This window comes from Frondihabitans sp. OV104, assembly GCF_057787745.1.
Map to the genome: position 1 here is coordinate 2,095,473 of NZ_CM173541.1, position 25,101 is coordinate 2,120,573.

The 25,101-nt window shown below is 64.5% G+C and carries 29 protein-coding genes and 1 pseudogene; 6 read left to right on the forward strand and 24 right to left on the reverse strand.

All coding sequences use genetic code 11. The features are described 5' to 3' along the window. Positions 1-47: 47 nt before the first annotated feature. The 3 genes from AC3CBB_RS09850 to AC3CBB_RS09860 all read right to left on the reverse strand — a co-directional run bounded on the left by AC3CBB_RS09850 (position 48) and on the right by AC3CBB_RS09860 (position 4,070). A complete protein-coding gene (locus AC3CBB_RS09850) occupies positions 48-2,030 on the reverse strand; it encodes a helicase HerA-like domain-containing protein (RefSeq protein ID WP_488624438.1) in 1,983 nt (660 codons plus the stop codon). A gap of 65 nt (positions 2,031-2,095) precedes the next feature. Beyond that, entirely contained in the window at positions 2,096-2,803 is a 708-nt protein-coding gene (locus AC3CBB_RS09855; protein ID WP_488624439.1) for a phosphatase PAP2 family protein, read from the reverse strand. 37 nt (positions 2,804-2,840) lie between these two features. Then, on the reverse strand, positions 2,841-4,070 hold the full coding sequence (locus tag AC3CBB_RS09860) for a multidrug effflux MFS transporter (RefSeq protein ID WP_488624440.1): 1,230 nt from the start codon (positions 4,068-4,070) through the stop codon (positions 2,841-2,843). Between the two features lie 246 nt (positions 4,071-4,316). On the opposite strand from AC3CBB_RS09860, the gene AC3CBB_RS09865 reads away from it, so the two are divergent. Further along, a complete protein-coding gene (locus tag AC3CBB_RS09865) occupies positions 4,317-4,883 on the forward strand; it encodes a TetR/AcrR family transcriptional regulator (RefSeq protein ID WP_148061245.1) in 567 nt (188 codons plus the stop codon). A gap of 9 nt (positions 4,884-4,892) precedes the next feature. Here AC3CBB_RS09865 and AC3CBB_RS09870 read toward each other — a convergent pair whose 3' ends face one another. From AC3CBB_RS09870 to AC3CBB_RS09890, 5 genes are all read right to left on the reverse strand, one after another. Further along, complete coding sequence (locus AC3CBB_RS09870; protein ID WP_488624441.1) at positions 4,893-5,981, reverse strand: LCP family protein; 1,089 nt, start codon at positions 5,979-5,981, stop codon at positions 4,893-4,895. Positions 5,982-6,199: 218 nt separating this feature from the next. Next, positions 6,200-7,150: a hypothetical protein gene (locus tag AC3CBB_RS09875; RefSeq protein WP_488624442.1), complete on the reverse strand. Its 951-nt coding sequence runs from the start codon at positions 7,148-7,150 to the stop codon at positions 6,200-6,202. Between the two features lie 73 nt (positions 7,151-7,223). Continuing rightward, positions 7,224-7,418, reverse strand: a complete 195-nt coding sequence (locus AC3CBB_RS09880; protein WP_488624443.1) for a hypothetical protein — start codon at positions 7,416-7,418, stop codon at positions 7,224-7,226. Between the two features lie 114 nt (positions 7,419-7,532). Continuing rightward, positions 7,533-7,673: a hypothetical protein gene (locus AC3CBB_RS09885; protein WP_488624444.1), complete on the reverse strand. Its 141-nt coding sequence runs from the start codon at positions 7,671-7,673 to the stop codon at positions 7,533-7,535. 54 nt (positions 7,674-7,727) lie between these two features. Further along, positions 7,728-8,165, reverse strand: a complete 438-nt coding sequence (locus AC3CBB_RS09890) for a hypothetical protein (RefSeq protein ID WP_488624445.1) — start codon at positions 8,163-8,165, stop codon at positions 7,728-7,730. Between the two features lie 39 nt (positions 8,166-8,204). On the opposite strand from AC3CBB_RS09890, the gene AC3CBB_RS09895 reads away from it, so the two are divergent. Further along, positions 8,205-9,373 (forward strand): IS3 family transposase gene (locus AC3CBB_RS09895; RefSeq protein WP_488624446.1). Its coding sequence is split into 2 segments (ribosomal slippage): positions 8,205-8,493 and positions 8,493-9,373, totalling 1,170 coding nucleotides; the frame shifts between segments, so codons are not numbered across the junction. Positions 9,374-9,386: 13 nt separating this feature from the next. Here AC3CBB_RS09895 and AC3CBB_RS09900 read toward each other — a convergent pair. Continuing rightward, a complete protein-coding gene (locus tag AC3CBB_RS09900; RefSeq protein ID WP_488624447.1) occupies positions 9,387-9,854 on the reverse strand; it encodes a hypothetical protein in 468 nt (155 codons plus the stop codon). Between the two features lie 112 nt (positions 9,855-9,966). Here AC3CBB_RS09900 and AC3CBB_RS09905 point away from each other — a divergent pair, with 112 nt between their 5' ends. Together AC3CBB_RS09905 and AC3CBB_RS09910 are read left to right on the forward strand one after the other, a co-directional pair. Next, positions 9,967-10,245, forward strand: a complete 279-nt coding sequence (locus AC3CBB_RS09905) for a hypothetical protein (RefSeq protein ID WP_488624448.1) — start codon at positions 9,967-9,969, stop codon at positions 10,243-10,245. 577 nt (positions 10,246-10,822) lie between these two features. Then, positions 10,823-11,011 carry a hypothetical protein gene (locus AC3CBB_RS09910; RefSeq protein ID WP_488624449.1) on the forward strand — a complete coding sequence of 63 codons (189 nt, stop codon included), beginning with the start codon at positions 10,823-10,825 and terminating at the stop codon, positions 11,009-11,011. 675 nt (positions 11,012-11,686) lie between these two features. Here the strand turns inward: AC3CBB_RS09910 and AC3CBB_RS09915 are convergent. The 13 genes from AC3CBB_RS09915 to AC3CBB_RS09975 form a co-directional block, all read right to left on the reverse strand. Then, positions 11,687-15,394, reverse strand: a complete 3,708-nt coding sequence (locus tag AC3CBB_RS09915; RefSeq protein ID WP_488624450.1) for a phage tail tape measure protein — start codon at positions 15,392-15,394, stop codon at positions 11,687-11,689. Between the two features lie 80 nt (positions 15,395-15,474). Further along, complete coding sequence (locus tag AC3CBB_RS09920) at positions 15,475-15,639, reverse strand: hypothetical protein (protein WP_488624451.1); 165 nt, start codon at positions 15,637-15,639, stop codon at positions 15,475-15,477. 606 nt (positions 15,640-16,245) lie between these two features. Next, positions 16,246-16,572: a hypothetical protein gene (locus tag AC3CBB_RS09925; RefSeq protein ID WP_488624452.1), complete on the reverse strand. Its 327-nt coding sequence runs from the start codon at positions 16,570-16,572 to the stop codon at positions 16,246-16,248. Further along, positions 16,569-17,111 carry a hypothetical protein gene (locus tag AC3CBB_RS09930; RefSeq protein WP_488624453.1) on the reverse strand — a complete coding sequence of 181 codons (543 nt, stop codon included), beginning with the start codon at positions 17,109-17,111 and terminating at the stop codon, positions 16,569-16,571. The genes AC3CBB_RS09925 and AC3CBB_RS09930 overlap by 4 nt, the downstream gene beginning before the upstream one ends. Positions 17,112-17,122: 11 nt before the next feature. Next, positions 17,123-17,521: a helix-turn-helix domain-containing protein gene (locus AC3CBB_RS09935; RefSeq protein ID WP_488624454.1), complete on the reverse strand. Its 399-nt coding sequence runs from the start codon at positions 17,519-17,521 to the stop codon at positions 17,123-17,125. Beyond that, positions 17,518-17,835 (reverse strand): hypothetical protein, encoded by a 318-nt coding sequence (locus AC3CBB_RS09940; RefSeq protein ID WP_488624455.1) that lies wholly within the window; start codon positions 17,833-17,835, stop codon positions 17,518-17,520. The genes AC3CBB_RS09935 and AC3CBB_RS09940 overlap by 4 nt, the downstream gene beginning before the upstream one ends. Further along, positions 17,832-17,993, reverse strand: a complete 162-nt coding sequence (locus tag AC3CBB_RS09945) for a hypothetical protein (protein WP_488624456.1) — start codon at positions 17,991-17,993, stop codon at positions 17,832-17,834. The genes AC3CBB_RS09940 and AC3CBB_RS09945 overlap by 4 nt, the downstream gene beginning before the upstream one ends. Beyond that, on the reverse strand, positions 17,990-19,324 hold the full coding sequence (locus tag AC3CBB_RS09950) for an AAA family ATPase (protein WP_488624457.1): 1,335 nt from the start codon (positions 19,322-19,324) through the stop codon (positions 17,990-17,992). The genes AC3CBB_RS09945 and AC3CBB_RS09950 overlap by 4 nt, the downstream gene beginning before the upstream one ends. Positions 19,325-19,382: 58 nt before the next feature. Continuing rightward, positions 19,383-19,700: a hypothetical protein gene (locus AC3CBB_RS09955; protein ID WP_488624458.1), complete on the reverse strand. Its 318-nt coding sequence runs from the start codon at positions 19,698-19,700 to the stop codon at positions 19,383-19,385. A gap of 92 nt (positions 19,701-19,792) precedes the next feature. Then, positions 19,793-20,518, reverse strand: a complete 726-nt coding sequence (locus AC3CBB_RS09960; protein ID WP_488624459.1) for a hypothetical protein — start codon at positions 20,516-20,518, stop codon at positions 19,793-19,795. A 319-nt stretch (positions 20,519-20,837) separates the two neighbouring features. Then, positions 20,838-21,038, reverse strand: coding sequence for a helix-turn-helix domain-containing protein (locus AC3CBB_RS09965; protein ID WP_488624460.1), 201 nt, complete (start codon positions 21,036-21,038; stop codon positions 20,838-20,840). Beyond that, a complete protein-coding gene (locus tag AC3CBB_RS09970; RefSeq protein ID WP_488624461.1) occupies positions 21,035-21,166 on the reverse strand; it encodes a hypothetical protein in 132 nt (43 codons plus the stop codon). Before AC3CBB_RS09970 ends, AC3CBB_RS09965 begins: the two co-directional genes overlap by 4 nt. Beyond that, positions 21,166-21,381 (reverse strand): helix-turn-helix transcriptional regulator, encoded by a 216-nt coding sequence (locus AC3CBB_RS09975; protein ID WP_488624462.1) that lies wholly within the window; start codon positions 21,379-21,381, stop codon positions 21,166-21,168. The genes AC3CBB_RS09970 and AC3CBB_RS09975 overlap by 1 nt, the downstream gene beginning before the upstream one ends. A 120-nt stretch (positions 21,382-21,501) precedes the next feature. Between AC3CBB_RS09975 and AC3CBB_RS09980 the strand changes: the two genes are divergently transcribed. After that, a complete protein-coding gene (locus tag AC3CBB_RS09980) occupies positions 21,502-21,978 on the forward strand; it encodes a hypothetical protein (protein ID WP_488624463.1) in 477 nt (158 codons plus the stop codon). Beyond that, positions 21,971-23,128 carry a tyrosine-type recombinase/integrase gene (locus AC3CBB_RS09985; RefSeq protein ID WP_488624464.1) on the forward strand — a complete coding sequence of 386 codons (1,158 nt, stop codon included), beginning with the start codon at positions 21,971-21,973 and terminating at the stop codon, positions 23,126-23,128. Before AC3CBB_RS09980 ends, AC3CBB_RS09985 begins: the two co-directional genes overlap by 8 nt. 37 nt (positions 23,129-23,165) lie before the next feature. Here AC3CBB_RS09985 and AC3CBB_RS09990 read toward each other — a convergent pair. Together AC3CBB_RS09990 and AC3CBB_RS09995 are read right to left on the reverse strand one after the other, a co-directional pair. Further along, positions 23,166-23,777: pseudogene (locus AC3CBB_RS09990) on the reverse strand (sugar transferase); the annotation flags it as partial. Between the two features lie 139 nt (positions 23,778-23,916). Next, a complete protein-coding gene (locus AC3CBB_RS09995; protein WP_488624465.1) occupies positions 23,917-25,068 on the reverse strand; it encodes a cystathionine gamma-synthase in 1,152 nt (383 codons plus the stop codon). Between the last annotated feature and the right edge of the window lie 33 nt (positions 25,069-25,101).

Genomic DNA, 25,101 nt, shown 5'->3' on the forward strand with positions numbered 1-25,101 from the left:
TCCGCACCGTGTCCGGGAGTGGCTGCCGCAGACCCCGCCGCACCGCGTCAGCGTCGCCGCAGTGTCCCGAAGATCCCCTTGACGACCTCGCCCATGATCTTCTGACTGCTCTTCGATCCGAGCAGCTCGCCCAGCAGGTCCGTCGACTGCTGGGCTCTCGGGCGCGCCCGGCTGCCCGTCGTCGACTTCGCGCGCCGCGCCCGGTCGGCCTTCTCGAACTCGCGCTGCTGCCGCTCGTACTCGGCCTGCGCCTTGGCCCGCTCCCGCTCGGCGCGCGCGGCCTCCGTCGCGGCGGCCTTGGCGGTCGCGGCCTGCTCCTTCGCGGCTGACGCGGCCGCGGCCGCGGCGGCCTTCGCAGTCGCCGCGTCGGCGACCGCCTTCGCCTCGGCGTCGGCGCGGGCGGCAGCCGCGACGGCTGCCCCCTCGAGCTTCGCCGTCAGGATCTCGCGGGCCGACTCGCGGTCGATGGCCGTGCCGTACTTCGCGATGAGCGGGCTGGCCGCGACGGCGGCCTCCATGTCGGGCGTCGGCGTGGGCGACATCGAGCCGCGGGGTGCCCGCAGGCGGGTCCAGGCGACCGGCGACGGCGCACCCTTCTCGTTCATGACCGTGACGACGGCCTCGCCGGTGGCCAGCGTGGTGAGCACCGCGCCCAGGTCGTAGCCGCTCGACGGATAGGTCGACACGGTGGCCTTCAGCGCTTTGGCGTCGTCGGGCGTGAAGGCGCGGAGCTGGTGCTGCACGCGCGAGCCGAGCTGGGCCAGCACCTCCGACGGGACGTCCTTCGGCGTCTGCGTCACGAACACGATGCCGACGCCCTTCGACCTGATGAGGCGGACGGTCTGCGTGATCTGCGCGAGGAAGTCCTTGGATGCGTCCTTGAACAGCAGGTGGGCCTCGTCGAAGAAGAACACCAGCTTCGGCTTCTCGAGGTCGCCGACCTCGGGCAGGTCGTTGTACAGGTCGGCGAGCATCCACATCAGGAACGTCGAGAACAGCGCCGGCTGAGTCGCGACCCCGGGCAGCTCGAGCAGGCTGACGATGCCGCGTCCGTCCGGAGCGAGTCGCAGAAACTCGGCCGTGTCGATCTCGGACTCCCCGAAGAACAGGTCGGCGCCCTGGTCGGCGAACATGATCAGCTCGCGCAGGATCACCCCGACCGTCTGCGAGCTCAGCCCGCCGAGGTCGGTGAGCTCGGCCTTGCCGTCGTCGCTGATCAGGTACGTGAGCACGCTTCTCAGGTCGGAGAGGTCGAGGAGTGGAAGCCCCGCCTTCTCGGCGTAGTGGAAGACCAGCCCGAGGCTCGACTCCTGGGTGTCGTTCAGGCCGAGGACCTTGCTGAGCAGCAGGGGCCCGAAGCCTGAGACCGTCGCGCGCACGGGCACGCCGATCCCTTTGCCGCCGAGGGCGAAGTACTCCGTCGGCGCCGCCAGCGGAGACCAGTCCTGGCCGATGCCCCTCGTGCGGTCGAGCAGCTTCTCTGACGACTCCCCCGGGCTCGCGATGCCCGACAGGTCGCCCTTCACGTCGGCAGCGAAGACCGGCACGCCGGCGGCAGACAGCTGCTCCGCCAGCACCTGCAGGGTCTTCGTCTTGCCGGTGCCGGTGGCTCCGGCGACGAGACCGTGACGGTTCATCATCGCCAGCGGGATGCGCACCGGCACGTCGGCCCGGGCATCCCCGTTGACGAGGGCGCCCATCTCGAGCGCGGCTCCGGAGAACGCGTAGCCGGCGCGGATGGCGTCGACGTCGGCCTCTCCCAGAGGTCCTGCTGTCGCGATCGCGGGCGCAGGAACTTCCGACACCGCTGCCGGAGCCGCCGCCGCGGGGGCCGTTGCCGCCTGCGCCGCCGCCTCGCCCGCCGCCTGAGCGTCGGCCGCCGTCTGCGCCTGCGCCGTCGCTGCCGCCGCGGCCTGAGCAGCGAGTTCCTGCGCCCTGGCCATCGCGGCCTCCGCCTCTGCCTGCGCCTTCGCAGCGGCGGCGACGAGCGCCTCGGCGTTCTGACGGGCGGTCTCCACTGCGTCGCTCATGGGGTCAGCCTAAGAGCCGGTGCCGCCGTCGGGAAGACCCGGTCGACGCCGCCTAGACACGGGGTCTATGCGCCAGCCGACGCCGATCGCCGCCGCTCCCGCAGCAGCCGCAGCGCGAACGGGGCCCACAGCACGACGGCCACTCCCCCGCCGACGAGCAGGCCGCCTACCGTGTCGGTGAGCCAGTGCGCTCCGAGGTAGGTGCGGCTCACCAGCATCACGACGGTGTACACGGCGCCGCCGATCCAGACCCGTCGCATCCCGAAGATGACGCCGAGGGCGACGGCCATGGTCGCGGCGTTCGCCACGTGCCCCGAAGGGAACGACCCGAAGTCGCTCGTCACCAGGATGTCGGCGGGTCGCGCGCGCCCGAACGTGTGCTTGAGCGCCTGGACGACGCCGGCGCTGAGGATGGTCGCCATCACGAAGTAGAGGGCGCCCGCCCGGTGCCGCGTGATCAGCAGCCAGGCGACGATGCCGATCGGAACGGCGAACACGCCGAACCAGCCGCCACCGATGAAGTTCATGACGAGCGCCGGACCCTGCCAGATCGGAGACCGGTGCTCGACGATCTCCTCCATCCACTCGGCGTCGAGGAGGTCGGCGGTGCTCCGCACCGTGACGAGCCAGCCGATAAGAAGGGCGAGCCCGACGGCTCCGAGGGCGCTGATGACGGGCCAGCGGCGGCTCACTCCGAGCGCGACCCGGCGCTCGGTCGGGCCGGGCTCACCCGGTCGGGGTTCGGCGGCGCGGGGCTCGGTCGGCGTCGGCATCCATCCACGCTACCCACGCCACGCTGATAGACCCGCGTCAGTGCCCCAGCGGCGGCACCGTCCCCGGCCGTACCAGGATCCACAGGCTCAGGATCGCCACGGCGCTCGTGCATGCCATGACGGCGCCCATCGGAGCTGCGGTCGAGATGCCGATGACTCCGACGATGGGCGAGATGAGGCCGGCGAGCCCGAAGTTGAGGGCGCCGAGGAGGGAGGCGGCAGTTCCTGCCTCTTTGCCGTGGTTCGCCAGAGCGAGCACCTGCACCTGCGGGAAGGAGAAGCCGCACGACGCGATTAAGATCCACAGGGGCACGAGCACGCCGAGCAGGCCGACCTGGAGGGTGTCGAGAATGACGATAGCGAGGGCGGCGACCAGCATGGTGGCGGTGGAGCACGCGAGGATCCACTGCGGCCCGAAGCGCTGGGCCAGGCGCGCACTGATCTGCACGCCGACCACGATGCCGAGCGAGTTGACGGCGAACAGCAGGCCGTACTCCTGCGCCGAGAATCCGTACAGCGACTGGAACAGGAACGACGACGACGAGAGGTACGCGAACAGCCCCGAGAAGATCATGGCGCCCATGAGCGCGACGCCGACGAAGATGCGGTCGTGGAAGAGGACCCGGTACCGCTGCCGGAGCGTCGAGTGCCCCTGCTCGGCGCGGCGCTCCTTCGGCAGGGTCTCGACGATGAAGAAGACCGCCGCCACCACCACGAGCACCCCGTAGGCCGCGAGCACCGCGAAGATGCCGCGCCAGCTCGTGAAGCGCAGCAGCTGCGAGCCGATCACCGGCGCGAGGATCGGCGCCAGGCCGTTCACCAGTGCCAGGCGCGACAGCATGCGCACCAGCGGCTTGCCGCCGAAGAGGTCGCGCACCAGGGCCATGGCGACGACACCGCCCGCCGCCGCTCCCATCCCCTGCAGAACCCGGAAGAGGCCCAGGAACTCGATGTTCGCCGCCGTGGCCGCCCCCACGCTCGCGCACACGTGGAGCGAGCTCGCCACGATCAGGGGCAGCCGCCGCCCGACCTTGTCGCTCCACGGCCCGACCAGCAGCTGCCCGAGGCCGAACCCGATGGTCGTCGCAGTCAGCGTGAGCTGGACCGTCGCCGTCGTCACGCTGAAGTCGGACTCCAGCGCCGGAAACGCGGGCAGGTAGAGGTCGATCGTCGCCGGCCCCAGCGCCGTGAGGGCGCCGAGCACGACGATGTAGACCAGGCGCTGTCGCCGGGAGAGGGCGTCTCCCGGGTGCACGACGATTGTCACGGAGCTCCTTTGCGCGGGCGGCGGTACTCGGCCGCGGAGAAGGGCCGGACGCACAGCAGTACGTGGCGGACCGCTCCTGGATCGGCGGGAGAAAGATGGGGGTGATCGGCGACAACTCGACGGTCGTCGTCCATCCAGAGTAGTGGCGATCCGGATCGCACGACAGATGTCGGCGGGCGATCCTGCGTTAATTCTCGGCACCCGGCGTCTAGGCTCAGGGCCACCATAAAGCACCTGGAGGATCACATGGTTGATGCGAGAATCGTGCAGACGACGAAGTCATTGCACGCCGCCATCATCGAGCTTGCATCGGCTGCTCCCGTGTCGACGATCACCGTCGCCGACGTCACCCGCGCGGCGGGCATCAACCGGGCCACCTTCTACAGCCACGCGACTTCGCCCGGCGGGCTCCTCGCCGACGTGCTCACGCCCGAGCTCGACGCCATCCGCGAGAGCGACCTCGCCCTGCGCGAGGTCGGTGGACACTCGCCGGAGGAGATCTCGCGGAAGGGCATGGAGCGCGTCGTCGATCACGTGGTGAAGTACCGCGACATCTACCGGCTCGCGCTGCCCGACAACCTCGACGCGTCGACGCACCGGGTACTGGCTCGCCACTTCGAGGTGTCGTCGCTCCTGCACTTCGAGAACCGCATCTCGGACAGCCTGCCCGAAGCGATCTCCCCGCCCTTGGCGGCCGGCTTCATCGCTCACGGGCTCGTCGGCGTGATCGAGAACTGGCTCACCGGCAAGCGCACCAGCCGCAAGGTGCTCGTCGACAACATCATCCTGCTCCTGCCCGAATGGTGGGACTGACCGCAGGCGTCACTCGGTGAGACCACGGGCGTAGTCGGCCAGGGTGTCGGTCGCGAGCGCGGCTCGCACCTTCGACGTCGCCGCCGGATCGACCTTGACGATGGACTGCGTGCCCACCGTGCCCGTGCCGCCCGTCGGCAGCGTGAAGAAGTCGAAGTTCTTCAGGTCGGCTCCGCGCAGGCTGTAGGCCAGCGCTCCGGACTCGCGCAGCGTGAATCCGGCATCGACCGTCACGGTGCGCGAGGTCTCCCGGACGAACTCGACCAGGCTGGCAGGATCAGCCAGCACGTCCCGGCTCAGCGCCCGGCTCACGATGCCCTGCAGGAGAAGCTGCTGGTTCGTGACCCGCTGGTAGTCGCCGGTCGAGAAGGCGTAGCGCTCGCGCGCGAACGTGAGGGCTCGGTCGCCCTCGAGAGTGATCGGGCCGGCGGCGAAGAACCGGTCCTCGCCGCGGCTCGCCGTGAACGGCGTCGGGTTGTCGACGACGACGCCTCCCAGAGCCGTCGTCATGGCGGACAGCCCGGAGAAGTCGATGATCGCGACATGGTCGATGCGCGCGCCGAGGAGGTCTTCGAGCGTCTCGATGAGCAGGGCCGTCCCGCCGTGCGCGAGGGCGGCGTTGACCTTGGTCTCACCGTGGCCGGGAACGGGAACCCACAGGTCGCGGAGGATCGACATGACTGCGACATGCTGCCGGTCGGCCGAGACGTTCAGGAGCATGATCGTGTCGGCGCGCTGATTGCCGGAGCGCCCCTCGAGATCGGGTCGGCGCGAGTCGGAGCCGATGAGCAGGATGTTCTTCGCCCCGGTCGAGGCGGCAGGCCGCTTGCCCGAGGGGAACGCGGTGTCGTCGGCGATCGTCGTCAGATTGCCGCCGACGACGTCGTGCACGAAGAGCGCGCCGGCGGCCACGGCACTGCCCAGGAGGGCGACGACGATCAGGAGGGCGACGATGAGCCGGCGACGACGACGCGAGCGGCGCTTGGTCACGCCGTCGCGACGACGGCTGGAGCGGCTGGGGAGGATCTCGACTTCGGCTGTCGTCGGGCTCGGCGTGCGCATCGGGTTCTGCGGGCTCATCGGGTTCTGCGGGCTCATCGGGGTCAGTACGCCCCCACCGGCAGCACCACGGCTCGCACGGTGCGGGCGAGGATGACGACGTCGTAGCGGAGGTTCCAGTTGTCGACGAACTGTTGGCAGGTTCAGATCAGGTGTTGAGCAACGTCGTCGCCCCTGCAAATCAAGGGTTCTATGGTTGTTTGACCTTGTCTGAGGTTGGCCTATACAGGCGTTTTTGCGGACTGTTTGCGGACCAACTAGTCATCCCAGTCCTTGCGAGGCTTCCAGGAATCCGACCAGATCTCCGCCTCGTCTTCTTGCCTTCTTCTCCACAGCTCCCAAGTCCGCGCACTCCCCAACGCTTGCTGCCGCGCACGCGTTGCTTCGGCTCGTCGTTCATCGCGCTCGCGTTCAGCCTCTTTCGTGGTCTTCCATGTCTTGCGGTTCGCTTCTGGATGCAACTGCTTGTAAAGCTGCCAGGCAGTCTCCCTCTGACCCGACTTGCGTAGAGACTCGATCGACTCGTCAAGGAGACGGTAAAGCCGCCAGGCCTCATGCTTCCAAAGCCGGGTTTCATCTTGCCGCTGCGTGGCTTCCTCGCCGGCCCACGATCGGAGCAGATCGAAGTAGGGCTTCTCAAAGTCCTCGAAGACCTCAGCGGCGATCTCCGGCTCTATGTATGTCGGGTTCCGACCGCGCGACCATTGCCCCACAGCGGCGGCCTCTCGCGCCGACTCTTCCTCCCTCGCTACAAACCTCAGCAGGTCATCTGCGTTGATGCTCGCCAGGGCTGCAATCACATTTCGGGTAGTAGTCAGGGGCACCGTCCAGATACCGTCGTGCGACCAGCCGTCTCGAGTCATCTCGTCTTTGTCTAGACCGGTAAGAGTTGCGAGGCCGTCGACGTCGACGATGTCAAGTAAGCCCCATTGGCCTGATGGTGTTCGCCTTCTTGCAACATTGGAGAGGTACCGCTGCTCGATGATGTCGAGAGCTGAGGACTCAATGTCGTCAGGTCTGCCAACCGCAATCAGGCGAGCGAGAGATTCTTCTCGATCCAGAAAGTCCCTTAGGCCATCCCAGGGTGCGACTAGGCGGCTCGGGATGAGCCACTCTTGCCCGCCTTCGTATTCATCGTCCTCGAAGCGGCAGAGAACTCGCGCTGGCTTCTTCTGGCCCAACTTGACGATTCGGACAGGGGTCGGCATTGCTGAGGGCCGGGCTCGATACGCCCAAACTTCATCGACTTCCATACCTCGATATTGGCAGGAGAGAAGACGATCAGAGCGCCCCGGTAACGATGTTGAGCTCGAATGAGTTCTCGGGCGCTTCGAGCAGGTTGACGATGTAGTCGCGGGCCATCAACTCGATCTCGTTGGGGTGGCGTGCTTGAGTGACGCCGACGTCGGGAATCGTGAGCAGGAAGTAATCGCCGTCTTTCGTGACGTGAACCGTGTAGATAGGACCGGCAGGCATGATTTGAGAATAACCCCGATGCGATGGTGGCACTTGTGTTCTCTTGTGACCGTATGCCCGGTGATTCACCCATCACCGGGCCACCCCCAGCGCCGCTAATCGCGGCATTAGCGGCTAGCGGGCGGCTGCACCGATCGTTTGTGCGCGAGCCCTCAACCAAGCGCGTCGTTCACTTGCGCGGCGTTCCTCTGCCTTCTTCTTTTCGGCAATCTCGCGTTCACGGTCAGTTTCTGCTGCTGTCTGAATGTTCGTCATGGCGTCGCTCTCCTTTCGCTGGGTACAACTTAACTCGGACCGCTGACATTCGTCCTAAGAGTCCCGCGCGTTCAAATTGCGACTGCCTGTGTCGAAAGCAAGGGCGATTGCGAACGTGCGCGCCATCGAAAGTATTGCGGCCCGCTGAGTCCGTCCGATCGAGCCGGCCGTTGCGTTGTTCACGCTCAGGAGACCAAAGGCGACGCCGTGCGCTTTGACAGGAACGCTTAGGAAGGTGTTGTAGGGCTTGCGGTCCCAGTCCAGACCCGCCACCGCATCCGGGCTGTTGACGATCTCCGGGTGCTCGTCAGGACTTTCCAGAATTGACCAGACATCATGGTCGGGTGACTCTGACTCAATGAACGGCCGAGCCGGTTTGTCGCTTCGCCCGACCGTAACGGAATGTTGAGGGTCGCCCAAGATGCGGTTGCCTTTGTCAAATGGATCAAGGGTGTAGTAGGTCGGGACTGCTGAGGGTTCGGTTGACTCCAATCGGTAGGGGCATTCGCCCTTGCTGGAAGGATGTTCAACATGGTGAAGGCCTATCCACCGGAGTTCCGACGTGACGTGATCGCGGTCGCCCGCCGAGGCGAGGCATCGCATCGACAAGTCGCGAAAGACTTCGGGATCTCCGAGACGTGCTTGCAACGGTGGCTTCGAGTAGCAGACCGTGACGAGGGACTCGATCCGGCGTCAGCGTCAACCGCAGCAGCAAAGGCGGCCGAGCAAGCGGCGCTGAAAGAGGCGCAGAAACGGATCCGGCTGCTCGAGCAGGAGAACGAGATCCTGCGCCGGGCGGCGGCGTATTTCGCCCAGTCTCAACTCCCAAAATGAGTTACCCGCTGGTCCTTGACCTTGCCGCTGACGGAGTCCCCGTCACGGTGGCCTGCCGGGTGCTCGGCTTCTCCAAGCAGGCGTTCTATCGGTGGAGGAGCAACCCGGTCAGTCAGCGCGATTGGGACGACGCCCATCTCACGAACGCGGCTCTCGATGTTCACGAGGACGACCCGACGTTTGGGTATCGGTTCATCGCCGATGAGTTGAAGGCCGCCGGGCATCGGACATCGGAGCGACGTGTCTGGCGGTTGTGCTCCCAGCAGCGGCTCTGGTCGCTGCACTCGAAGAAACGCGGCCTGAACCGCAAAGCCGGCCCACCGGTGCACGACGACAGGGTCAAACGAGAGTTCACCGCTCCGGATGTGAACCGGCTCTGGCTCTCCGACATCACCGAGCACGAGACGGCCGAGGGCAAGCTCTACCTGTGCGCTGTGAAGGACGCCTGCTCCCGTCGGATCGTGGGCTACTCGATTGACCACCGAATGAAAGCGTCCCTCGCTGTCAACGCACTTCGGATGGCTGTCGACCGCCGGAGCCCGGCCGGCACTGTGGTCCACTCCGATCGGGGCAGCCAGTTCAGGTCCAAGACATACGTCCGCGCTTTGAGCGAGGCGGGGCTGCTCGGCTCGATGGGCAGAGTCGGTGCGTGCGCCGATAACGCTGCGATGGAATCGTTTTTCGCGCTCCTGCAGAAGAACGTTCTGAACCAGCGGAAATGGGCTACAAGGGAGCAGCTGCGGCTGGCGATAATCACCTGGATCGAGGCCAGCTATCACCGGAAAAGGCGCCAACGTGGCCTCGGCAAGCTGACACCGGTCGAGTACGAAGCCATAATCAACCCACAGGCCGCAATCGCGGCCTAGGAAACCGAGTCAACTAAACCCTCAGCAGTCCCGTCGCTCGAGAACCAGGACCGATTGCGTTTGCTGCTGACCTGACCAGGTGCCGACGGAGAGCAGCTAGTGCGGTCGCTTTGGATGCTTGCTCAAGGAATGTCACTTCAAGAGCTTCAGCCAGAAACACATTGAGCTCGGTGACGGTCGACTCAGCAGTGAATTCGCTCCCGCTGTACTCGCGGTTGCTATCGCGTTTCTCGAAGGCGTCGGCGACTCGGTCCAGAACTACTGCGACGGCGGCGGCTATCCCAAATGCGACCACCCATGGCGTCCACCCCGGGTTGATTTTCCCGTCAACCAACCACATGCGAGTAGAGGCAAGAGCAATGAGAGTGCTGACGAGAATGACCGCTGGGAGAATGAAGTTGGACTTGAGTGGCTTAGCGATAGGACCAAACATGTCGAGAAACTTGTCACGACGCGTCGGTCCATTTGAGGAGTCGGGCATCGCCGAATAATGACAGACGCTTGAAGGCAACGGCAACGCACGTGATGTCAGTGGCTCCCCGCATCCTCTTCCCATGGGAGTCAGAGGCAGCGGTGAAGCGTTAGACAAGATCTTGAGCAAGCCGGCTCCGTCGCATCCTCACGCGTACGGGAGCTTCGGGTTCTGGGTGATCGTACGCAAACCAGCGCCGCCACTCGGCTGGGTGATCGCGCGCAATGTCGACGGCGTGTGGGTGGTGGACGCGTACGCCTACTGTCGCGACGAGACCAACAAACGACCGTGGCTCAAGACGTTCAAGACGCTCAACTCGGCGGCGTCGTGGATGATGCAGCACGAACGGGAGATCCTCGATCTGATCGACCGGAGTTCGCCCGAGCCGGGCGTCTCGTAGCCCCTGAAACTAGGACTGAGGCCGGTTATAGTCATCGGCGTCCAGACTGACGAATTCCTCGATTTCACGGGCGACAAGCCGTTTTCGATGGCTTGCGCCGGGGTGCTGCCGACTGACTTTCGCAACCAGGAAGACGCCCGCGACAAGGACCGGAATGAGCAAACGCATACGTCAGTTCAACCCAGCCCCCGGCCCGCGATACCCCCTTGCGCAAACGGAAAAGCGGGGGAACCAAGTCCCATGGTTCCCCCGCTAGAGATGGCACACGACCCGAATCGTGAGCCTGCCAATATCCCGATCGGCAATTGATTAGACCCCCTAGCTACGAAGCGAGGACGGCGAAGTCGGTGATTCTCATCTTTTTCCCAGAATAAGGCGCTACCCGGCTTCGGGACCGGGCAGCGCCCCCGCGCTTCCGGTGTCGATACACCAAGAGGAAGCGCCGGCGGGGTTGGGTTCGCCTCCAGGGACGATAGGACGGATTGCCCAAGGCTGGTCGCGGTTGCCACGTGACTCCCAGGCCAGACGCTCTTTGCCACGGGTTTCGCCCGGGTTCGGTGTGGGATAAAAAAGAGTGGTGGAAGAGAAAGACTTCGAAGAAATCCCGCAGGCCCACCCACCACTGCTGAAATCCGACATCATCGGTGGCCGCCTTGAGAGCCTGGAAAAGCCCGACAAGACCGCAGCCCAGCCAGCCACGGATGCCGCGGTTCCCTTGTACTTCGATCCACCACTACGACTACCCAAGCGAGACCCGAGGTCGTAGTGTCCGCATAAGGGATTGTTCAATCAGAGCTCTCGACCAAGTGGCCCCTCATGCTCCTCGAGAGCGACATCCCGAGCAAGTGCGCGTCGCCGGCTCGGAAAATCGACGGCGTTCGCCTCCCGATTTGCGTGGTCCCTGGTAGACACTTCGCTTTCTGGACATGTCTGAATCGGCCACGGTCACGGACGTATGGTGCTCTTCGTGCCCTGGGCACAGCGAGTGCCGTCAAGATCTGATTCCTTGGCGGCACTCGACCGTTCGGAGTAATACAGTTTCGAGAGTCAATGGCGACCCTCAAACCCCCGGCCCGGTGCCTTCCCCCAAGGCAGACCGGGCCGGGCCTCAACTCCCCGCGATTCCACTAACTTGGCCGTCCTGGGTTACTTCGACCAGAAGATCAAGGGCAAACCCCCTGCGGCCATAATCATTGGGGCAATGTTCCTCGCGTTTGGTCTTCTTTTTCTCTTCGTCCGGAACCCCAGCGAACCTATGACTTACGGGATCTTCCGCGGCTTGCCTGGCGGATTGTTGGCCGGGGTTATAGCCGCGTTCGGGCTCGGCTTCATCGTTTTCGGTGTCGTCCGCATCCTGCAAGGTCGCGATCGACTTTAGGTAGCTCTCTGACTCACCAGAGCCCCCAGGATCGAGGAATGATCTTGGGGGCTTCTTCGTGGGCTAGTAGTTGCCGACCATCTGGCGACGCGAGACGAACTGGGCGATTGCGGCCGGGTTGTTGGACGGGAATGAGAAGTGCTGCTCGATAGGGCGGGCGCTCTGCACGACCGCCTCAGCGAGGCGCTTGTAGTCGAGCCCTTCTCCACCGCCCGTGTTGCTGCGGACGTAGACCGGCTGAACGTAGCCACCCGACGCGTACCCGGGGTAGCCGGCGTTCATGGCCTCGAGCATCGACCGGTTGCGGAGGTTCGCGGTGGCCTTCGCATTCACTACGTACTCACCCGCGTGAACGATGCCGGCAACCTTGTTCCGTGCACCGTCACCGGTGTACCCGCCGTCGGCGTAGCCGGGTGCGTGGAGTGCCTTGCCGATGACGCGTTGCACTGCTTTGCCCTGCGTGGTGATCGCGTCGGTGATCTGTTTGGCGTGCTTGTTCGCGGCGGTGAGCTGTGCGCGTGCGACGCGAACCCCGGACTCGGCGGCTTTGATCTGCTTCCCGTACTGAGCGTCGGCGACCGACTGTCCGTATGCCTTGGCGGTCGATCGCGCGGCGGTGAAGTCGGAGTTGATCGACTTAATGTTCGCCGTCGTGGAGGCCGCCAGGGAGCGTGCGAGCGGGATACCTTCCTCGGACCCCATGGCTTCAATCTCGGCGATCAGGACGGAGCTGAGGCCCTTCTTGCGGAGCGTGGCGAGCAGGGTGGTGAACTCCTTAACCGAGCCCTTGTTTGCCTTGAGCCCGAACTGCAGCCCCGCCGCGGAGCCGTAGTCGCTGACCGAGAACTTCGATACCGAATCAGCGGTGGACGATGCCAGCGACTTGGACGCATCCCGGAGGCTATTTAGCTTGGACTTGGCGTTGTCGAGTGCTGACGATGCGCTAGCTACTGCCTTGGATGCCTTCTCAGACGATGCCTCAAGCTTCACGAGAGCAGTGTCGGCGTTGACGGCGGCGACCTGGAAGGAGTTCCGCTGCACGGCGCTCTTGAAGGTGTCAGCGTCCTGGGCCATGGTGAAGAGCTGGTCAATACCGGAGGTGCCCGTCAGGTCTCCACGACGGATGCTCGTCAGGAAGTCCGCCACCCCGCCGTTGGCGAACTTGCGGACAGCGCCCCCCTCCGCGTACTTGCCGGCGTTCACCCGGTCAAGGAAGCCCTGCCCGTACTTCGCCACCGAGGACGCCTTGACGACGTACTCGCCATCCGACAGCCAGGCGGGGATCGAATCGGATGTCGCGGTGCCCGGGCCGGAGATCGGACCGCCGCCGGCACGCACCACATCGTCACCGACAGAAGCCCGCATGCCCGAACCGGTAGTGATGGTCGACACGTTGTTCTTGGTTTGGATGTTGATGATCCGGCCATCGTTAGTGGCCAGGAAACGATCGATGGCGGACTGCGCGGCTTGCACACCGGTGAGGGCAATTGCGGTTCCCACGTTGGACGGGATGAGGCCCAAGGCGTCGGCGTACTTGGCCGCCGCCGAACGACTTACCCCCGCAGCGACCGACGCATCGATGTACGCCTTACGCCCGTCCGTGATGGCCTTGTACGCCTTCTTCTGACCGTTCTCCGTCTGGCTAAGGGCGGCGGCGGAGTCGAGTGCGGACGACGCGATCTTGTCGAGCGCTTCTGCGTTCGCCCGACCCTTCTCGGTCGTCGCGTCGGTCGTCTGCCCGTTGTCCTTGAGAGCCTGGGTTGCGTCATCGATCGCCTGCTGGAAGTCACGCTGAGTCTGGTTCACATCGAACTGAGTCTTGCCGAAATCGGTGATTGCCTTCGACAGGTCGGACACGTCACCCTTGGCGGCAACGGCGGTGCCAGACAGGGCAGCGAGACCATCGGACTGCTTCTGCGATGCCGTCGTCGACAGTTCCGCCGCAATCGCTCCCTTGCCCTGAGCGAGGTTGAGGAGCTGCTGCTTGGTCAGAGTCACTCCCGCCTCAGTGGCAAGGTCGGTGAGGGCCGCGGTGTAGTCCGGCATCTTTTCCAGGAGCGACGCCGCCGTCTTCGAACCGCCGCCAGCCGCTTTCACGATCTTGTTGAAGCCGTCTGACGCGTCCGGCAGCGACGACCTAGCGATGTCACCAAGGCTCGTGCCCAATTGTGCGAACTGGGCCTCCGCAGTCTTGGTGACGTCAGCCAGACCGAGGAACCCCGCAATGGTGTTCTTGGTCCCGTGGTTGTCGAGCTCATTCAGGGCAGACTTGACGCCGGTGATCTGGGTGGCAAGGAGGCCGGCGTCTCCCTGGCCGGCAGTGAACTGCTTATTCAAGCTGGCAATGTTGCCAACCCTCGCGGACGAGTTCAGCCTGGCGATTTGGTCGGAAGTGAGGTCCGCGGTCGAACCCAGGTTGGAGAAACCAGCAGTAATAGCAGTGAGCGCCAGGGCAACACCGCCACCGATACCAAGGCCGACAGCGAGACGCCTTGCCGTGAGGTTCATCGAGACCATGGCCGCCTTCGCCGCCGCGACCTTGGGGACGACGAGCAGGAACCCGCCGCCAGTGAGGGCCGTGGCGGCGGTGACAGCACCGAGAACCAGGACCGTGTTCTGAGCTGCAGGACCTGCATCGCCGAACGCGTTCACTAGGCCCGTTGCACCCTTGGTCAGGTCGCGGAGCGCACCGTTGGCACCTGAGCCGGTCTGGATTAGAGCCGTGTCCAGGGCCCCACCAAGCTGCTCGAGGTCGCCCTTGAGGTTGTCGAGCTGGATGCGGGCCGTCTCGGCGGCGTACGCGTTGTCATTGACGTTCGCCGTCCATTTGGCGATACCGTCAGATCCCTCGGAATAGAGGACATTGGCAGCGCGGACCGCATCCGAACCGAAGATGGTCGCGAGGGCAGAGTTACGCTGCTCATCGGTGAGGCCATTGAGCTGAGTGCTGAGCGTGCCGGCGATCTCCTGGAAAGAGTCCATGTTGCCGGCCGCGTCGTACACATTGATGCCGTACTTCGACATCACACCAGCGGCCTGACTGGACGGGTTCTCGAGGGCGAGCAGAGCCGTCTTAAGAGAGGTGCCGGCGTCCGATCCGAGCAGACCCTGGGAAGCAAACGCGGCGAGAACACCTGTCGTCTCGTCGATCGACTGCCCCGCCTGGGAAGCCACAAGGCCACCCTGGTTGAGAGCGTTGGCGAGATCCGTAACCGAGCCCTGCGCTTTACCCGCACCAGCAGCGAGGAGGTCAGCGATGTGCGGCACCGCCGAACCCTTGAGCCCGAACTGGGTCATGGCTGTGGCCGCATAGGAGGCTGCGTCCGCGACATTGATCTGGCCGGCAGCCGCCAGGGAGAGCGCACCGTCAAGGCCGCCGCCAAGAATGTCAGCGGTTGAGACGCCGGCCTTTGATAGTTCCGTGATGGCGTTGGCGGCTTCTGTGGCCGAGTACACCGTCTTAGCTCCGGCGTCGATCGCGGCGTCACGAAGCAGGAGCATGTCTTTGGTGCTGGCGTGGGTGGCCGCCTGGATACCCGAGACGGCTTGATCGAAGTCGGCGAACTTCTTGACTGCTATGGCTACGCCCGCCGCCGCTACTGCGCCGAATGCGGTGACACCCGTTCCGAGGGCTGTGAACGCCTGCCGCTGACCGGCGAGACGCTCGGCGGCATCCGATGCGCCACGAGTCGCGGCCGTAGCACGGGTCATGCCCGAGATGTAGTTCGTCACATTAGCGGTGAGGGAAACGCGGGTTATGCGGTCGGCCATGAGGGCCTCTCTTCCTGCCCATCAGGGCACTAAAAAAGCCCCACCGGGAGGTGAGGCAAAGGTGAAGCTGATCGGTGGGGCTAGATGTCTTCGATATAGAACGGGGCGTCAGGGATCACGAAGTCATCGCCCGGAAGCTCGATGATGTCGTGAGCGTCCTTCCACTCACGGCGAGCATCAGCCCACACGCTCATCCGCTCCGACTCGTTCCGGCCAGGCCAATCCGCGCTGACGTACACCGCCACGCCCCGAGGAACCCTGACCCTGTCCTGCCGCTCCCGACGTTTCACCGCTCAGCCGACAGACTCGCCCGCCGAACACCAGACCGGTTCTGAGGCACCGACTCATCGTCCCCAAACGGGATGCGCAGGGACGCCATCAGCTTCGCCAGAGTCAAGGTCTGCTGCCTGAATTCCACTACCGCCGGATTCATGCGCGAACCCTGCGTCGACTCCACCATTAGCTCGCTAGCGCCGATCTCGACCTGCAGGCGATCGAGAATGTCGACCGTCCTAGCCGCCTGCTGCAGGATCGACTCCTCGTGATCCGCCAGCTCAAAGTCCCTCAGAACACGGTTCCAGAGACGCTTTCCACCCTCCTGCAGCTCCTTCGGAGCCCTCGGAGCCCTACTTGCACTCAATATTTCGTTCCTTCCGCCCCGCAAACTCGGGGATCTAAGCCAAAGGGCCGGTTCATCCAGATCGTGGGGACGGATGCCGCCTATCCCCGGAGGGGCTTTGGACCTGGGTTTGGGGTGGCCTCCCCCTAGGTGTCTCGATGGTCGAGGCATCTGGTCGTGACATGTCGGTCGCTGGCTTGGTGCCGGTATGCCAGCCCAACGATCGGCATGGTCAGTAGGTCAGGTCGGGGTCGCGTCCGAAGAGCCGGTTGCTGAACTGCTGCACCTCGCTCTTCTTGGTCCGCTCGGGTGTTCTGCCTTCCGTTGGCACGTAAGGACCGGTGACACGCGTGGAGGCGCGCCACTCACTGAGGCGTGCGGCTTGCGCGGTGAGGCCGGCTTCGTCGGGTGCGGTGAGCAGGGCAGCGCTGTCCTCGGGGCTGATGCCGTACTTCGCTGCGACGGTGAGACGCATGGCTGCGTGCTCCGCTTTGATGGCGCGCTGGTTGAGGTACTCGACGTCGGCCTCGGTGAACGTGGTCTCGGGTGCGTCGCTCATGCGTTGAACCACATGTACTGCATGGAGCGGGTGAGCGTGTTCCTCTGCGCTTCCTTGAGGTAGGCGAGCTCTCCGACGATGTCTTTCTTGTCGGGGTACTCGTTGCCGAAGGTGGCGATGACGCTGCTCCAGTTGGCGTCGATGGCGCGTCGGAAGATCGCGTGCGCGAGTGCCGTGTCTTCGGATCGGATGGCTCGCTCGAGGACACGCTTGGCGTCGTCGGGGTCGCTGAAACGGTCGGCCCGGTCCTGTGCGTCACGGAAGGCGATGATGTCGGTCGCGGTGCTGCCCATCTTCGAGTCGAGCCGGGTTTCGAGGTCGCGCACTTTCCTGTCGATGGCCTCGCTCTCTTTGCGGCTGAGGTTGCGGAGGCTCTCGCGGGCGTTGTTGTTGACGGTCGCTTTGGCTGTCTTCTTGCCTTCGGCGCTGAGGTTGGGGTCGTTGTCGATCGCCTTGGCCTGCTGCCCGTAGGTGTTCGAGGTGGCTTTGGCCTGCTCGCGAATGCTGTCGACTTCGGTGGTGAGTGCTTCGAGTGACACGGGGGTTGCTCCTAATGGTTGGCAGTGCGGGTCTGCTTGTAGTGGGCGAGTTGTTCGCGGGTGATGCGGTAGACGTTGCCGATCTTCTCGGCGTGTAGACGGCGCTCACGTATGGCCTTGCGGATGGCGGAATCGGTCACGCCTAGTTGGTTCGCGGCTGCTCGTGTTCCCAGCCACTCTGATGATGGGTCGAGTTCCGGTGGTGCCGCTTCCTTGGTTCCGGTTGCGGAACTACGCCAGCCCAGTGCCGCGACGGTCATGGCGACGAGGGTGTTGTCGACTTCGGGGTCTTCGCCGCGGTGGTGCCGACGGTAGGCGTCGAGGTCGGCGTGGCTGAGCAGGTAAGCCGCCACCCGGGAGCTGACGAAGACGCCACTGGTGAGGACGAGGAACTCGGGTGGGCGAATCATTCAGCACTTCGCAGGGATTCGAGCAGCGCCGTCTTGAGGATGTTCGTCGTTTCTTGTTCGCCGACCAGATTGATCGTGAGTATTTCGAGATCCGCGACGAGGTTGTTGATGGTGGCGACGATGGCGGTGACCCTGTTGGGGCCGCTGTTGTCTCGCAGGATTGCTCCGAGGGTTGTGAGGTAAGCGTCTTGGTCTCTGTCGAGGACGGCAAGTCGCAGTCGGAGGGTGCGTTCGATGTCGATGGGGCGGCTTGGTACGGAGCCGTCCCACGCCTGAAAGCCGGTGGCGAGGTCGGCGTCTGTGTCGTCGCTCATTTGCGTCCCCCTTCGATGAAGTTGAGCGTGGGGCAGGTGTCGTCGTGGAGGATCTGCAGGATGGAGACTCCGGGGCTGACTTCGACGACGCGCATTTCGGCGTCGCAGTCAGGGCAGAGGGATTCGGAGATGGGGATGCCGAACGCGTTGCGGGTCATCGGACGCTCCCATCGCAGCCGGGATGGGTGGCATGGCCCGCGAGTGCCGGGCTCATTGGGAGTTGGCAGACGGAGCAAAGAGCAACAGCTTCGTGTGCCTGTTGCGCTGTCGCAGTTGTTGCACTTGTTGCTCTTAGGGGGTTAAGAGCAACAGGTGCAACAGGAGCAACAACTGCACGGACTGACGGAGCTGTTGCACTTCGCTGGTAGTAGCCATAACCGGTCTTGTCGACGATCCCCCGCTTCCAGGCTCGGGACAGATATGTGCGCACCGCCTTGGGGTCCTGCCCGAGGTCTCGCGCTACGTCCGCCGGCTTCACCGGATCTACGCGGTCGTTCACGTATGCGACCACAGCGCCAATGTCTTCGCCGAGGTCGACGTCCTCGGGCTTGTTGACGATGTCGGAGACGCTGATGGTGGACTCCCCCAGGTACTCGACTCGCGCGACCGATGCCACGTCCCCGCCAGCGAGAGGCACGTCAGTGGACACCAGGTTGAACGAGAACGAGTCGCCACGACTCTCGGAGTAGTTCGCTTTGTCGACGCTCGCGACACGCTGGCCAGTGTCCTCATCGGTGACGAAGAGGATGACGCTGCGGGCGGTGTCCCTGAAAGCATGCGAGCCAGAGAGCAGGTCTCGGGTGTCGCCGGTGCCTTTGCGGAAGTGCATGAGGGCGACAATCGCAACGTTCAGCTCCGCAGCGAGAGCCGTGAACGGGTTTAACGCCTTGCGCACCTCTGAGGTCTTGTCCAGGTTTGCGCCGTCCATCATCGACGTGAGCGGGTCGACGATGATGAGCTTCGCGCCAGACTCCACGATGGCCTGCCGGATGCGCCCGAGGTCTTCCGCGATCGACGGCACCTCGTTGACCTCGATACCTTCGACGTCGCTCTGGATGGTGAGGGAGAACACGCGGCCCATGTCGGCCTTAGCTGCCACGAGCCTTGGGGCAACGACGGTCCCGAGGTCGTCTTCGTGTCCGACGAGCAAGACGCTCGTGGCGATGCCGGCGAATTCTCCCTCGAGGGTTCCGCGGGTGACTTGGGAGGCCAGCCAGAGCGAGAAGGTGGACTTACCCTCGCCACCGCGCCCCGCGAAGATCGTCGCCGTTCCCATGGGGATGCGTCCGGTCCAGAGGAACGTCTGGCGTTCCGGCTTCACTGTCGCCATCGGCGTGAGAATCATGGTGCGAGTCGGCTTGGCCTGCGACGGCTCGAGAGCGGTAAGCCGTGCGGGTGGCGTCGTCGGCATGTTCTTGAAGTCGATTGCGTCTGCCTGTGCCGCAGTCAGACCCGTGGCGGGGCGTGCTGCGGTCTTGGGGTTGGTCATGGGTTCCTCTTCGGTTTCTCTTCACCGTTTGGACGTGGGGGCGTTTGTTGCTGGGGTGCTAGTTGCTGGCCGCGGTGGATGCCGCGATGTACTTGGTGCGTTCTTCTGCTCGGCGGGCACGTTCCTCATCGCCGCGGAGCCGGGAGAGCTCGGCGAAGGTCTGCCAGTCCTCGTTGGGCGGTAGCCGTCTACACACCTCGGCGTAAAGCCGGTCGGCGTCGTCGTTCGCCCGGTCGAGCTCGGCCCGCAGCGACGCGCGTCCCTGTTCGAAAGCGACGACGTAGAGCTGCAGGAGGGCGGGTGACAGCTGAGTCAGTTCGACGTCGCCGGTTAGTAGGTCTTGCCCGAGCTGCTCGAGGTACCGTTCGGCACCCATCGACAGGGTGATTCGCTCCGGGTATCGAGTCGGGACTGACCGATGGCCCGCAACCTTGTGGTCACGGGCCATCGGATTGTCCTCCATGGCGATCAGGCGGCGTCCTTCTCGTTCAGGTTCTTGACTGCGGCGAGCGCGTACTCGAGGTCGTTGACGAGGTCCGCCGCAGCCGCTGCGGATAGGCCGACTTCGATGTGAGGATCGATGCGCCAGACGTCATTGCTGACCTTCGTGATTTCGATCGTCCCGTATTCGCCAACAAACGACTCGGCGGTATGAATTACGAGGACGTCGTCATCATCCCGGTCACCGAGGTGGTGTCTACCGTTGTCCTGGCACCAGGCCTCCTCGCAGGGGACGATCTCATCACCAGAGACGAAGGGGTCGGCCGCAAGTTCTAGGTAGCCGATGCGCGCGTAGAAGACTTCTTCGCCGGTCCGGGGCAGCACGAGCGCTGTCCATGTGCGCGCGTTGAACCAACCGTCCCGGATTTTCTCTGCCTCGCGTTGCAAGGAACTTAGGTCGAAGTCATGCGATCTCTGCGGCACCTGCAGTTGGAACTTCTTCGAGGTGGGAAAGACCGCGATCCAACCGCACCACCTGATGCTGTTGTTGCCGAGCGGCTCGTCCTCATGGACGCGTGTCGTGGAATAGACGATCTCGACGGCGTAGTCGGCGTACTTGTCTGCGTCGGCCACCTCGGTGATGGATGGCTTCCAGTCACCTAGGCATTGGAGGCCCACTTCGGTAAGCGCTTCTGCCCAGTTCTGGGGGTCGCGGCTCCGGTGGGCGGCTGATTTAATAGTCGTAGTGGTCATAATGACTTCGTCCTTCAGTTCTTTGAACGGTTCTGGGTGGATGTGACGCCGGTTTCTCTGCCAGGAGAGCCGGCGTCGTTCTTTTTGGGCTGAGCCCAGGTGTGACCCTTCCGCGATCTGCGGAAGCTGTAGGCCCAGAGCAGGAACCTCAACAGTCCCTTGGCTTGCTGCTCTGGAATCCAGATCGTGTATCCGTCCGGCCAGGTGATCGAGACGTTGCCTGGCGTGAGGTTGCGGACAGCTTGTTCGCCCGTTGAATCCCGATAAGTCAGGGAGTAGTAGTCGAGCGAGTAATCGGCTCGACCTGGTGCCAAAGCTGTCATCCGGCCTGCCGCTGCTTCTCGGCGATGAGCGAGTCCATGGCGACATTGATGCGGTCGATGATCTGCGGTGTCGCCCGCATGGTCCCGTCTTCGATGTACGAGAGGGTTCGCGCTCCCATGGACGCGCGGGTGGCCGTCTCGTTGCGCCCAAGGTGGTTCGCTTCCCGACGTTCGCGAAGCTGCCGGTGGCCGGTCATGCGGCCATGTCCTGAGCGTGACGGGAGCCAGCCAGCATGGCCTTCCACGTGGACTCCCCCTCGAGCCAGAGGCCGCACGTGCAGAGCATGCGGTTGCCCTCAATAGCCTCGATCTCATGCTCAGTCATTAGGACGCCCCCGCGAACTGGTCATCGATCCACGACGCGAGCTGGTCAGCGTCGAACATGATGCGTCCGCCGACCTTCGCGTGAGGCGGTGCCTTCTTCGCGGAGATCATCCACCGCAGTTGAGACTCGCTACGCCGAATTGCCTCCGCCGCTTCCGGAAGGGTCATAAGGCGTCGCAGCCGCGGCGTCTCCGTCCCATTGATGGTGATGGCCATGACAGCCCCTTCGCTCTTGGACAGTTCTGGTGACCGCCCTTGGAAGGATTAAAGCATGTCCAACTCTGGTACGCAACCAATCACTACCAACGGCGGTCAGATTTCGATATGGTCTAGTTCATGCCCACAATGGATGAACAAATCGGTCGCAACCTCGTCAAGCTCCGAGGCGAGATGTCGCAGCGCGACCTTGCTGACGCCATGAAGGCACGCGGTTGGAAGTGGTCGCACGTGACCGTGGGTTCTGTTGAGCGTGGCGAACGGCCCCTGCGCCTAGCCGAGGCGGAAGACATCCAGAGCATCCTCGGCTATGCCTTCTCGCTGACGATGGCTGACGGTGACACGCAGATGATGCTTTGGAATCGACAAATGTTCAAGGCCAATGAGGCGCTAGAGAAGGCCGTCGAGCATTACCTGGAGACGCAGATGCAGTTAAAGTTCGCAATCGAGCGGGCGTCAGCTCCGGCGTTGAAGGAGCTGGCAACTGGATGGCTGCGTGATTCACCTGAGCGTGTAGTTCGGAACGTGAAGCATCGCCAAACGGTCGCCCGCGAGGCAGAGAACAAGCTTGCGGATTTGCAGGATGCTGATGGCTAGCATCCAACAGCGCCCGAATGGCAAGTGGCGGGCCCGGTACCGCGATGAGACGGGGCGCGAGTTCGCTAAGCAGTTTGACTACCGGAACAAAGCCACGGCGGTAGCGCTGGCAAGAGGCCGCTCGGTTGGTGATAGTGCCCAGGAGTGGCTGGATGACATCGCAGCCGCTATGAAAACTGGCTCATATGTTGACCCGATCGCCGGCGCGGCAACGCTTGCCTCCTTCTACGTTGGCTGGGCCAGTCATCAGCTCTGGGCACAGAACACCATCGAGAACTCAGAGCTGGCCGTGCGGATGTGCACGTTCAAAGACATCGAGTTCGGCAAGCTTCGGAGGTCCCATGTCGAGGCGTGGGTGAAGTCGATGGACAAGGCGGGGCTTGCCGCGTCAACGATTCGGACCCGATACCAGTACGTCCGCGCCGTCCTTCGAGGGGCGGTGCGCGATCGTCTGCTTGCGGTCGACCCCTCCGAAGGGGTGAGGCTCCCCCGCATGCGACGCGCAGAGCAGGCCATGCAGGTGCCATCCTCAGAGACGGTGGCGAAGATCCGTGCCGCGGCTGAGCCGTGGTTCGAGCCGTACGTGTGCCTCGCGGCGTTTGCCGGGCTCAGGCAGGGAGAGGCGTCCGGGGTTCAGCTCGGAGATATCAACTTCCTCAAGCGCGAGCTGCACGTCACGCGGCAGATCCAGAGGGCACCTGCCGGCGGCATTCGGATCACCCCGCCCAAGCATGGCTCCGAGCGGGTCGTGTTCTTGCCGGACGAACTGCTCGAGATGCTCGCGCGTCACGTGGAGACGATTGGTGTGCGCGGCGAAGAGCAGTGGCTATTCGTCGGCAAGAACGGCTTGCCACCGTCGCACGCGTTCGTCACGTACTGGTGGCAAAAGACACGTGAGGCGGCTGGCGTCACGGCCAAGCTGCACGACATGCGGCACCACTACGCGTCGGGCCTGATCGCCGCAGGATGCGACGTTGTTACCGTTCAGCGAGCCCTCGGCCACGCCTCAGCAACGACGACACTGGCTGTTTACAGCCACCTTTGGGAGACCGCCGAGGACCGCACGAGGCTTGCAGCAGGTGCCCTGATGAAAACCTCGACCGAGCTTTTCGCGGACCAGATGCGGACTGAACAGGCCGAAACCCGCTAAATCCTTTCGAGGTCGCGGACTGGTAACACTTGTCGACGTAGTGGATGTCGAGGTCGAGCCCGGCCTCCCATGAGAGGGTGCTGCGCCCGCCGACCTGCCACGCTCCGGTCATGCCCGGAACCGCTTCGAGGCGGCGGACGGCTCGGGCGCAGTACTCGTCGACCTCGCACGAGAGGGCCGGTCGGGGCCCGACCAGGCTCATGTCGCCGAGGAGCACATTGACGAGCTGCGGCAGCTCGTCGATCGAGAACCGTCTGAGGACGCGGCCCACCGGCGTGATGCGCGGGTCGTCGATCATCTTGAAGAGCGGACCCTCGATCGTCGTGCGCTTCTTGAGCTCGTCCAGACGACGATCGGCGTCGGCGTACATGGTGCGGAACTTGAGGATCTCGAAGGGGCGGCCGTCGAGGCCGATTCGCTCCTGCCGGTAGATGGCCGGACCGCGGCTCGTGAGACGGATGACCGCCGCGACGACGAGCATGGGGAGCAGCAGCAGGAGGAGTCCGAAGGCGGAGCCGGCGAGGTCGACGGCGCGCTTGGGCACGGAGTCGCTCGAACGAGAGGCCCTGTCGACGAAGCTGATCGGTGCGGAAGCGTCAGCAGGATGGGCAGCGCTGATCGGGCGCGGAGCGCGGGTTGCGAGAGACACAGAAACCTCGAATCGAATGCGAAATATCAAATCCGAGACTAGGCCAATTCGCCCTCGATATCAATACCTGACATGTCGGGTTCGGATACGAAAAAGGGCCCGCTCACGAGGAGCGGGCCCAGGGGTGCTGCTGCGGGTCTCAGCCGAGGCGGCCGAGCGCCCCGTCGACGTCGGCGAGGAGGTCGTCGATCGACTCGATCCCGACCGAGAGGCGGATGACGTTCTCGGGGACGGCGAGCTCGGTCCCCTTCACCGATGCGTGGGTCATCTCGGACGGGTAGCCGATGAGCGACTCGACGCCGCCCAGCGACTCGGCGAGCTGGAACACCTCGGTCGACTCGGCGAAGGTGCGGGCCGCCGCGGGACCGCCGGCCAGCGCGACCGAGAGCATGCCGCCGAAGCGCTTCATCTGACGTGAGGCGAGCTCGTGGCCGGGGTGCGTCGCGAGGCCGGGGTAGAAGACGGTCTCCACGGCAGGGTGCTCCACGAGGGCCTCGGCGATGGCCTGCGCGTTCGACGAGTGGCGGTCCATGCGGACGCCGAGGGTCTTGATGCCGCGGATCGTGAGCCAGGCCTCCATCGGGGCCGAGATGGCGCCGACGCCGAACTGGATGAAGCCGATCTTCGACGCGAGCTCGTCGTCGTTCACGACGAGGGCGCCGCCGAGGGTGTCGGAGTGGCCGCCGAGGTACTTGGTCGTCGAGTGCACCACGACGTCCGCACCGAGGGCGAGGGGCTGCTGCACGTATGGCGACGCGAAGGTGTTGTCGACCACGACGAGAGCGCCGGCGGCGTGGCCGATCTCGGCCAGCCCCGCGATGTCGGTGATCTTCATCAGCGGATTGCTGGGCGTCTCGACCCACAGGACGGTGGTCTCGCCGGGGCGGGCGGCGGCACGCACCGCGTCGAGGTCGCTCATGTCGACGGTCTCGAGCGTGACGCCCCAGGCCGCCCAGACCCGGTTCACGAGACGGTGGGTGCCGCCGTACACGTCGTTGCCCATCACCACTCGTGAGCCGGGGGCCAGGACGGCCCGCAGCAGGCTGTCCTCGGCGGCGAGGCCCGACGAGAAGCTGAACGCCGCCGAACCGCCCTCGAGGCTCGCGAGGACTGTCTGGAGCGAGTCGCGCGTGGGGTTGGCCGAGCGGCCGTACTCGTAGCCGCCGCGGAAGCCGCCGATGCCGTCCTGGACGAAGGTGGACGTCTGGTAGATCGGCGGGATGATCGCGCCGGTCGTGGGGTCGAACGCCTGGCCGTCGTGGATGGCGCGGGTCTCGAAGTCGTGGCTCACAGGGGTACCTCGGGGTTCGGTCGAGCAGGAACA